The sequence below is a fragment of the Ruegeria sp. AD11(2025) genome (assembly GCF_056542405.1).
Genome location: NZ_JBQFZU010000015.1, coordinates 92,456 through 102,087 on the forward strand (window position 1 = coordinate 92,456; position 9,632 = coordinate 102,087).

The window sequence follows — 9,632 nt, forward strand, 5'->3', positions numbered from 1 at the left end:
AGCTTACACCTCATGGCTTTTGAGACGATCATCGTCGAAATCGAAGACCACGTCGCACTTATCAAGCTCGACAGACCTGATGCAATGAATGCGCTGAACTCACAGCTCACGCAGGAGCTTTGCTCGGCGCTTGAAGATGCGGACCAGAACGACAAGGTGCGTTGCATCATCATCACCGGCTCGGACAAAGCCTTTGCGGCTGGCGCGGATATCAAAGAGATGTCCACGATGAGTTTTGTCGACGTCTACGCGTCCAATCTGTTCGGTGATTTCAATGATCGAATCTGTGCGATCCGCAAGCCGATCATTGCCGCCGTTTCCGGTTACGCGCTGGGCGGCGGGTGCGAGCTGGCGATGCTGTGCGACTTCATCATTGCCGCTGACACCGCCAAGTTCGGCCAGCCTGAAATCAATCTGGGCGTCATTGCCGGGTTGGGGGGCACGCAGCGCCTGACCCGCTTTGTCGGCAAGTCCAAAGCGATGGACATGAACCTGACCGGCCGTTTCATGGATGCCGAAGAAGCCGAACGTGCCGGGCTGGTCAGCCGGGTGGTTCCGGCCAAGAAGCTTGTGGAAGAAGCGATTGGGGCAGCCCATAAGATCGCCGAGAAATCCCAGCTGAGCACAATGGCCGCCAAAGAAGCCGTCAACCGCAGCTATGAAGTCACGCTAAGCGAGGGCCTGTTGTTCGAACGCCGCGTCTTTCATTCCATGTTCGCAACCGAAGACCAGAAAGAAGGCATGGCCGCGTTTCAGGAAAAACGCGCCGCCCAGTTCCGCGATAAGTAAGACGCACGCGGGGGATCGGAACAGGCGGGCTAGGCCCGCCTTTTTCATGCCCGCTATGCACAACAAAAGAATCGGCTTGGCAATGCCTGCAATCTTGGGTAACAAGCGCCGCTATACATGCGCGTGCGGCCCGCTTGGCCCGACTCACACCCGTGATTCTGATCCGGTGCGGATAATCCGTGACGCGTAACCGAATATAACCGTACCGAACGAAGGTCAGAAACACATGGCAAATTCGCCCCAGGCTAAAAAACGCGCGCGTCAGAACGACAAGCGCTTCGCAATCAACAAAGCACGTCGCTCGCGCATCCGCACCTACCTGCGCAAAGTCGAAGAAGCGATCGCGTCCGGTGACAAGGACGCAGCAACCGCAGCTCTGCGTGCGGCTCAGCCCGAACTGATGCGCGGCGTCACCAAAGGCGTCTTCCACAAGAACACCGCCTCGCGCAAAATGTCGCGTCTGTCGGCCCGGGTCAAAGCGCTGGGCTAAACTCGTGGGTTGACCTTGGGTCAACATTTCACGGTTGAATTGTTCTCAAAAGCGCCACAATTCGTGGCGCTTTTTTTGTGCTGTTGCCGGAAAGCCGCGTCTTCACGAAGTCGAGAGATTCTTTCGGCGAAAGACCCGAGTCAACATCAGAGTTTCGTTGCCGTACGCCTTGGCCTCTTGCTACCACTAAGTCAGCGATTCACTCGCTTGGGGGGACAGGCTGTTTCATTGACCAAACTGACGGGCATCAGGAGGGTCGTGAAACGAATGTTGGCAAACGGACAATGCCCGTTTGTTGATCTGCTAAAGGTCTTTGGGTGACCGAAGATCCGAGCCCTGTCTAAAATATTGTTTGCGATGCGCAACCCGGCACACGGGGCGCCCTGTATCTGGGTGTCCACATGTCAGGCTGTGCTGACTTTTTGGGGACGGCCTCGCCAGACCTGCGTGGTTCGGCGTGTGGGTACCCTATTGCGAGTGAAAGCAAAATAACCGGGTAACCGGAATTGGGTAATAAGGCCGGCAGGCCAATAAAGAATGGGATGCGTGAGGCGCTTGATGACACAAGAGAAATGGGGACAACTGCGTAACAAATTGCTCAAGGCGGTCGGCAAGAACAACTACACCACCTGGATCGAACCTCTTGAATTCCAAGAGCTACAGGATGGCGTGGCGGTGTTCTCGGTACCGACCAATTTCATGGGCAACTATGTGAGCCAGAATTTTGCGGATCTCATTCTGTATGAGATGAACACCGCCGGGGAATCGGTGCAACGGCTGGCCTTTCGCGTCGCCGCCAATTCGCCGGTGCGACCATCCAACGAACCGAAAGCCGCATCCGCGACCGCTCAGGACACACCGCAACCCCAATCTCTGTCGCAGCAGGCCGAGTCGACAAGTGACGCATTGGAATCGCTGCAGGCTGCGCCATTGGACGCCCGTTTCACATTTGACAGCTTTGTGGTCGGCAAGCCCAACGAACTGGCCCACGCTGCGGCGCGCCGTGTCTCGGAAGGTGGTCCCGTCACATTCAATCCGCTGGTTCTGTATGGCGGTGTCGGACTGGGTAAAACCCACCTGATGCATGCCATCGCATGGGAGCTGAAGACCAAGCGGCCCGAGTTGAACGTGCTGTATCTGTCGGCAGAGCAGTTCATGTATCGCTTTGTGCGAGCCCTGCGTGAACGCCGGATGATGGACTTCAAACACCTGTTCCGCTCGGTCGACGTTCTGATGGTCGATGACGTGCAGTTCATCGCCGGCAAAGACTCGACCCAGGAAGAGTTCTTTCACACCTTCAACGCGCTGGTGGACCAGAACAAGCAGATCATTATCTCGGCGGACCGAGCCCCGGGCGAGATCAAGGATCTGGAAGAGCGCGTGAAGTCGCGCCTGCAATGCGGTTTGGTTGTGGACCTGCACCCGACCGATTACGAGCTGCGTCTGGGCATCCTGCAAAACAAGGTGCAGCATTACAGCAGCACCTATCCCGACCTGACAATTGCCGACGGCGTACTGGAGTTTCTTGCTCAACGCATCTCGACCAACGTGCGCGTGCTGGAAGGTGCGCTGACGCGTCTGTTCGCATTTGCCTCGCTGGTGGGGCGTGAGATCGACATGGAGCTGACACAGGATTGTCTGGCCGACGTGCTGCGTGCGTCCGAGCGCAAGATCACCGTCGAAGAGATTCAGCGTAAAGTGTCGGACTATTACAATATTCGCCTGTCAGACATCATTGGCCCCAAACGCCTGCGGTCTTATGCCCGCCCGCGTCAGGTGGCGATGTATCTGTGCAAGCAGCTCACCAGCCGGTCGCTGCCCGAGATCGGCCGCCGCTTTGGCGGGCGTGACCACACTACGGTCATGCATGGTGTCAAACGCATCGAAGAGTTGAAAACCACCGACGGCCAGATTGCCGAAGACGTGGAAATGCTGCGCCGCGCGCTGGAAGCCTGAGACTTACCTCAAGCCCCTCAGGAAACGCCCCGGACCTTCGTGCCCGGGGCTTTTTTGTGCGCTATAGCCCACGGTTGCGCGTCAACTGTGCCCGCACGGCCACGGGCCCCTTGACGCTTTGGCCGTTCCGCCCCAGAAAACCGTAAAAAATCCTTGTACCTCAGGGTGGAACCGCTAACGTGCCAGTCCCGCCCATGTCGGTACGCAAGTCAGAGGAACTGAGGGTATGAAGATCAGCATCGAACGCGGCACCCTTCTCAAGGCCGTTTCCCAGGCCCAATCTGTTGTCGAACGTCGCAACACCATCCCCATACTTGCCAACGTGTTGATCGAGGCTGAAGGCGATCAGGCCATGTTCCGTGCCACCGATCTGGATATCGAAGTGGTCGACAAGGCCCCGGCGCAAGTTGAGAAGGCAGGTGCTACAACTGTGGCGGCAACGACGTTGCATGAGATTGTGCGCAAATTGCCGGACGGAGCGCTGGTGACTCTGACCGCTGACAGTGCCGCTGGGCGTCTGACGGTTGAAGCGGGCCGGTCGAACTTCTCGCTGGCGACGCTGCCGAAAGAGGATTTCCCGGTGATGGCGTCCTCGGAATATCAGTCGAACTTTTCTGCCTCGGCCGCGCTGCTGCGGCGGCTGTTCGACAAGTCGAAATTCGCCATCTCGACCGAGGAGACACGGTATTACCTGAACGGTGTCTATATGCATGTGGCCGATGGTTCCGAAGGCGGCAAGGTGCTGCGCTGCGTAGCCACGGATGGCCACCGTCTGGCCCGTATCGACGCCGATCTTCCGGATGGCGCGGCGGATATGCCTGGCGTGATCGTGCCGCGCAAGACCGTGGGCGAGCTGCGCAAGCTGCTGGACGATGATGAGATGGATATTGCCGTTTCCGTCAGCGAAACCAAGGTGCGTTTCGCGACGCCCGATATCACCCTGACCTCGAAAGTGATCGATGGCACCTTCCCCGACTACACGCGCGTGATCCCGCAGGGCAACACGCGCCAGTTGGAAGTGGACGCCGCCGAATTCGCACAGGCCGTTGACCGGGTTGCGACCGTTTCGTCCGAGCGCTCACGCGCGGTGAAGCTTCAACTGGACGCTGACAAGCTGGTCTTGTCGGTCAATGCACCTGATAGCGGGGCCGCCGAGGAAGAACTGGCTGTTGCCTATGGCGACGAACGGCTCGAGATTGGGTTTAACGCAAAATATCTGCTGGAGATCGCCAGCCAGGTGGATCGTGAGAACGCGGTGTTCCTGTTCAACTCGGCAGGCGATCCGACCCTGATGCGCGAAGGCAATGATCAAAGCGCGGTTTACGTTGTCATGCCGATGCGCGTCTGATCGACCCTTCGGGGTGATCCTTAACGAAAGGGAGGGGTCATGAGTTTGGCCCTGACCGATCTTACGGTCTCACATTTCCGATCGCACAAGCTGGCGCGGTTGTCCTTGGACGGGCGGCCAGTGGTGATTCATGGGCCGAACGGGGCCGGTAAGACCAATATCCTGGAAGCGGTCTCTCTGTTCTCGCCTGGTCGCGGGATGCGACGGGCAAGTGCGGCCGAGATGACCCGGCGGCCAGAGGCGCTGGGCTGGAAACTGTCAGGGCTGCTGAACGTTCAGGGCCAGAACTATGAGATCGAAACGTGGTCCGAGGGCGGCGCAGCGCGTCAGGTTCGGATTGACGGCAAGGCCGCGAGCCAGATTGATCTGGGCAAACTGGCGCGAATGGTCTGGCTGATCCCCTCGATGGACCGTCTGTGGATCGAAGGAGCCGAAGGGCGGCGGCGGTTTCTGGACCGCATTGCGCTGAGCTTTGATCCCACCCATGCCGAGGCGTCTCTGACCTATGAAAAATCCATGCGCGGACGGAATCGCTTGCTAAAAGAGCAGGTGCGGGATGCGCATTGGTATGCGGCGCTTGAAGGGCAGATGGCCGAAACCGGCCATCGCATTCATACCGCGCGTTTGGCGGCGTTGAATCACCTGCACGCGGCGCAGGAGCAGGCGGAAACGGCCTTTCCTTCGGCGGATCTGGAATTGGTGCAGACCGAAGGTGCGATGCCTGAGTCGGCAGACGAGCTGCGCGAGGCGCTGAGTCAAAACCGTTTCCGAGATCTGGCCGCGGGGCGCACGCTGGTCGGGCCGCACCGGTCGGACTTACATGGGGTATTCGCTGCGAAAGGGGTTCCGGCAAAGGATTGCTCGACCGGAGAACAGAAGGCGCTGCTTGTTTCCCTGATCCTGTCAAATGCACGGGCACTGGCCGGAATGGTAGGTGCGCCGCCGATCGTATTGCTGGATGAGGTGGCTGCGCATTTGGACGCCGGGCGACGTGCCGCGCTTTATGATGAGATTTGCGCGTTGGGGGCTCAGGCCTGGATGACGGGCACCGGGCCTGAACTTTTTGCGGAATTGGGGGGGCGAGCCCAAACGCTGATCGTTACCGAAGGCGCTGAGGGCTCGGTCGTGACCGCTTAGGCTGGTTCGCTGACTTTGCGTTCCCACAAGAAGCCGCGCATGACCTCATCCACCGGTGTTTTTGCCATGTGGTTGACGTAGTTCGACATGGTTTTTTGCGCCAAACCCAGCACCACGTCCAGAACTGCGCGGTGCGAGTAACCGACGTCAAAGAACGCCTGCAACTGTTCCTCGGTCGGGTTGCCGCGGGTCTCCATCACTTGCAGGGTGAAGGTGCGGAGCGCTTCGAGCTTGGCGCTCGGCAGCGGAGTTTCATTGCGCAAGGCCTCGGTGATCTCGTCCGAGACCTTCATCATTTTGGCGATGCCGGTGTGGGCGGGCACACAGTAGTGGCACTCGTTTTCCACGTTTATGGTCTGCCAGACGACGGTTTTTTCCTCATTGTCGAAATCGGTCTGCATGAACAGGCCGTGCAGAACCTGATAGCCTTCCAGATGCTGCGGGCTTTCGGCCATCACCTTGTGCAGGCCGGGCAGGCGGCCGAATGCGGCCTGAGATTTCTCGAGCAGCGGTTTGGAACCATCGGGGGCGGATTCGAGGTCATGAGACGGGAAATTGGCCATGTCGGAACTCCTGTTTCTGGCGTGATGAGTTGTATTTAGGGTTTCTTGAGTGATCGCTCAAGTATATATTTGAGCGAACGTTCAAGAATTGGTGAAGACAATGCCCCGCAAACCTTCTTATGACCGCGAAGCACTGATCGCGCAGGCCCGTGATATCTTCTGGCGTCACGGCTGGGCCGGAACGTCACTGAAAGATCTGGAGCATGAGCTGAAACTGAAGCCGGGCAGCTTCTACGCAGCGTTCGGGTCGAAAGATGCGCTCTATGGGTTGGCGTTGGAACGGTATGCGCAGGACGGGGTCGCAAATATGATGGCATTGGCAGAGGAACTGGGTCCGCTTGGTGCGCTTAAGGCTCAGCCGCGTCGTGTGGTCGAGGCGTCGTGCCTGCCGACCAAAGCCTGCATGTTGGCCAAGACCTATGCCGAATTGCAGGCCAAAGATCATGATCTGGCCGGTCAGGCGCGCGCCTATATGGTCGCGATGAAAACCTGTTTCGCAGACCTGTTTCGTCGCGCGCAAGAGGCCGGTGAGATTGGGCCGGATCACAACCCGGGTCGTCTTGCCGCGCGGTACCAATCCGACCTTCTGGGCCTGCGATTGTCAGCCGAACGCGACGATGTGAACGCGGTAGAAATCGCCGAGGATATCGCAGCAGACCTTGATCGGCTTTGATCGGCAAATAAAGCCGGTCAGAACCACAAAATATTGGGGGAGCGCGTGACATTCCCCACCAGAAAACGTATAAGTTACCAAAATAATATAGGTACTAACGGCATGTCCGAAGACGCACAGGCACCACAAGAATACGGCGCTGATTCCATTAAAGTTCTCAAAGGCTTAGAGGCGGTTCGCAAACGCCCTGGTATGTATATCGGGGACACGGATGATGGCTCGGGTCTGCACCATATGGTGTATGAGGTCGTGGACAACGGAATTGACGAGGCGCTGGCCGGTCACGCCGACCATGTGACTGTGAAAATTCACGCAGATTCCAGCGTCTCGGTCAGTGATAATGGGCGCGGAATTCCGGTGGACATTCACCCGGAAGAGGGTGTCTCGGCCGCCGAGGTCATCATGACCCAGCTGCATGCTGGCGGTAAGTTTGACAGCAACTCTTACAAGGTATCGGGTGGTCTGCACGGCGTGGGCGTGTCGGTGGTAAATGCGCTATCGAATTGGCTGGAACTGCGTATCTGGCGCGCTGGCAAGGAACACGTCGCGCGTTTTGAGGGCGGTGAGACGGCAGAACATCTAAAAGTCGTCGGAGAATGCGGTGACCGCACCGGGACCGAGGTACGGTTTCTGGCCTCGACCGACACGTTCTCGAACCTCGAATTCTCGTTTGAGACGCTGGAAAGACGCCTGCGCGAGCTGGCCTTCCTGAACTCGGGTGTCCGGATCATCCTCATTGATGAACGCCCCGCTGAGCGGCTGGAAACCGAACTGTTTTATGAAGGCGGCGTCAAGGAATTCGTCAAATACCTCGACCGGTCCAAGACCCCTGCGATGCCCGAGCCGATCTATATAAAGGGTGAACGCGACGATATCGGCGTGGAAATCGCGATGTGGTGGAATGACAGCTATCATGAGACGGTGCTGCCTTTCACCAACAATATCCCACAGCGCGATGGTGGTACCCACGTGGCCGGTTTTCGCGGCGCCCTGACCCGGACGATCAACAACTACGCGCAATCCAGCGGTATTGCGAAAAAGGAAAAGGTCAGTTTTACCGGCGACGATGCGCGCGAGGGGCTGACCTGCGTATTGTCGGTCAAGGTACCCGATCCGAAATTCTCGTCCCAGACCAAGGACAAGCTGGTGTCCTCCGAGGTACGTCCGGCGGTCGAAGGTCTGATGAACGAAAAACTGGCCGAGTGGTTCGAGGAAAACCCGAACGAGGCCAAGGCCATCGTCGGCAAGATCATCGAGGCTGCTCTGGCCCGTGAAGCTGCCCGCAAGGCGCGCGAACTGACCCGCCGCAAGACCGCGATGGATGTGAACTATCTGGCCGGCAAGCTGAAGGACTGCTCTGAAAAAGACCCGTCCAAGACCGAAGTCTTCCTGGTCGAGGGAGACTCAGCCGGTGGGTCGGCGCAGACGGGTCGGGACCGGCTGACACAGGCTGTTTTGCCCCTGCGCGGCAAGATCCTGAACGTCGAACGGGCGCGGTTTGACCGGATGCTGTCGAGCCAGGAAATCGGTAACCTCGTGATGGCGCTGGGCACCGGCATTGGCCGCGATGAGTTCAACATCGAAAAGCTGCGCTACCACAAGATCGTCATCATGACCGACGCCGACGTGGATGGCGCACATATCCGGACGCTGCTGCTGACTTTCTTCTATCGGCAGATGCCGGAGCTGATTGAAGGTGGATTTCTCTATATTGCCCAGCCTCCGCTTTATAAAGTTTCGCGTGGCAAATCAGAAGTTTACCTGAAGGATCAGGCGGCGTTGGACGATTACCTGATCAATCAGGGTGTTGAAGGCGCAGTGCTGAAGCTCGGCTCGGGCGAAGAGATTATCGGTCAGGATCTGACCCGTGTGGTCGACGAGGCACGGCAGCTGAAGCGCGTGCTGGATGCCTTCCCAACCCACTACCCGCGCCACATTCTGGAACAGGCCGCCGTGGCAGGGGCCTTCGTGCCCGGCGCGGTCGATGCCGATTTGCAAGGCGTGGCCGACAAGGTCGCTGCCCGTCTCGATCTGATCGCGCTGGAATACGAGCGCGGCTGGCAAGGGCGGATCACGCAAGATCACGGTATCCGCCTGGCCCGTATTCTGCGCGGTGTGGAAGAGGTCCGCACGCTGGACGGCCCGATGCTCCGTTCGGGTGAAGCGCGCAAGACAGGCAGTTTCACTCAGAGCCTACAAGAGGTTTACAACACCCCTGCGACACTGGTCCGTCGCGATCGGTCTCAGGTCATTCACGGCCCGCTGGATCTGTTGCGGGCCATTCTGGAAGAAGGCGAAAAGGGTCTGTCACTGCAGCGGTATAAAGGGCTGGGTGAAATGAACCCTGATCAGCTGTGGGAAACCACTCTGGACCCAGATGCCCGCACGCTGTTGCAGGTGCGAGTGGATGATATGGTCGAGGCTGACGATCTGTTCACCAAATTGATGGGTGACGTGGTGGAACCGCGCCGTGAGTTCATCCAGCAAAACGCATTGAGCGTCGAAAACCTGGATTTCTAGCCTGTTGTAGGTGCGCGCATAGCTTTGCATTTTGCCTAGGCTCAGGACCCATTGATTTCCGTATTGCGGCGTGATTCACGGTTCGAAAACGAGCGGTGAACATGTCTGATCTTTTCTGGCTTACAGACGCGCAGATGGCGCGTTTAGAGCCTTTCT

Annotated in this window: 8 protein-coding genes; 7 read left to right on the forward strand and 1 reads right to left on the reverse strand. The window is 58.3% G+C overall.

Annotated elements, in window-relative coordinates; all coding sequences use genetic code 11:
• Positions 1–12: 12 nt before the first annotated feature.
• The 5 genes from ACR1XY_RS15270 to recF all read left to right on the forward strand — a co-directional run bounded on the left by ACR1XY_RS15270 (position 13) and on the right by recF (position 5,720).
• Complete coding sequence (locus ACR1XY_RS15270) at positions 13–789, forward strand: enoyl-CoA hydratase (protein ID WP_480594472.1); 777 nt, start codon at positions 13–15, stop codon at positions 787–789.
• A gap of 226 nt (positions 790–1,015) precedes the next feature.
• On the forward strand, positions 1,016–1,279 hold the full coding sequence (gene rpsT / locus ACR1XY_RS15275) for a 30S ribosomal protein S20 (RefSeq protein ID WP_058282200.1): 264 nt from the start codon (positions 1,016–1,018) through the stop codon (positions 1,277–1,279).
• A 558-nt stretch (positions 1,280–1,837) separates the two neighbouring features.
• The gene (gene dnaA / locus ACR1XY_RS15280; protein WP_480594473.1) at positions 1,838–3,235 is read left to right on the forward strand and encodes a chromosomal replication initiator protein DnaA; all 1,398 of its coding nucleotides are present in this window, start codon (positions 1,838–1,840) and stop codon (positions 3,233–3,235) included.
• Positions 3,236–3,461: 226 nt separating this feature from the next.
• The gene (gene dnaN / locus ACR1XY_RS15285; RefSeq protein ID WP_480594474.1) at positions 3,462–4,583 is read left to right on the forward strand and encodes a DNA polymerase III subunit beta; all 1,122 of its coding nucleotides are present in this window, start codon (positions 3,462–3,464) and stop codon (positions 4,581–4,583) included.
• A gap of 39 nt (positions 4,584–4,622) precedes the next feature.
• Entirely contained in the window at positions 4,623–5,720 is a 1,098-nt protein-coding gene (gene recF, locus ACR1XY_RS15290) for a DNA replication/repair protein RecF (protein ID WP_480594475.1), read from the forward strand.
• Here recF and ACR1XY_RS15295 read toward each other — a convergent pair.
• Positions 5,717–6,283, reverse strand: coding sequence for a carboxymuconolactone decarboxylase family protein (locus ACR1XY_RS15295; protein WP_480594476.1), 567 nt, complete (start codon positions 6,281–6,283; stop codon positions 5,717–5,719). The genes recF and ACR1XY_RS15295 overlap by 4 nt on opposite strands.
• 100 nt (positions 6,284–6,383) lie before the next feature.
• Between ACR1XY_RS15295 and ACR1XY_RS15300 the strand changes: the two genes are divergently transcribed.
• Together ACR1XY_RS15300 and gyrB are read left to right on the forward strand one after the other, a co-directional pair.
• Positions 6,384–6,956 carry a TetR/AcrR family transcriptional regulator gene (locus ACR1XY_RS15300; protein ID WP_480594477.1) on the forward strand — a complete coding sequence of 191 codons (573 nt, stop codon included), beginning with the start codon at positions 6,384–6,386 and terminating at the stop codon, positions 6,954–6,956.
• A 102-nt stretch (positions 6,957–7,058) separates the two neighbouring features.
• Positions 7,059–9,476 carry a DNA topoisomerase (ATP-hydrolyzing) subunit B gene (gene gyrB / locus ACR1XY_RS15305; protein ID WP_480594478.1) on the forward strand — a complete coding sequence of 806 codons (2,418 nt, stop codon included), beginning with the start codon at positions 7,059–7,061 and terminating at the stop codon, positions 9,474–9,476.
• The last annotated feature ends 156 nt before the right edge of the window (positions 9,477–9,632 follow it).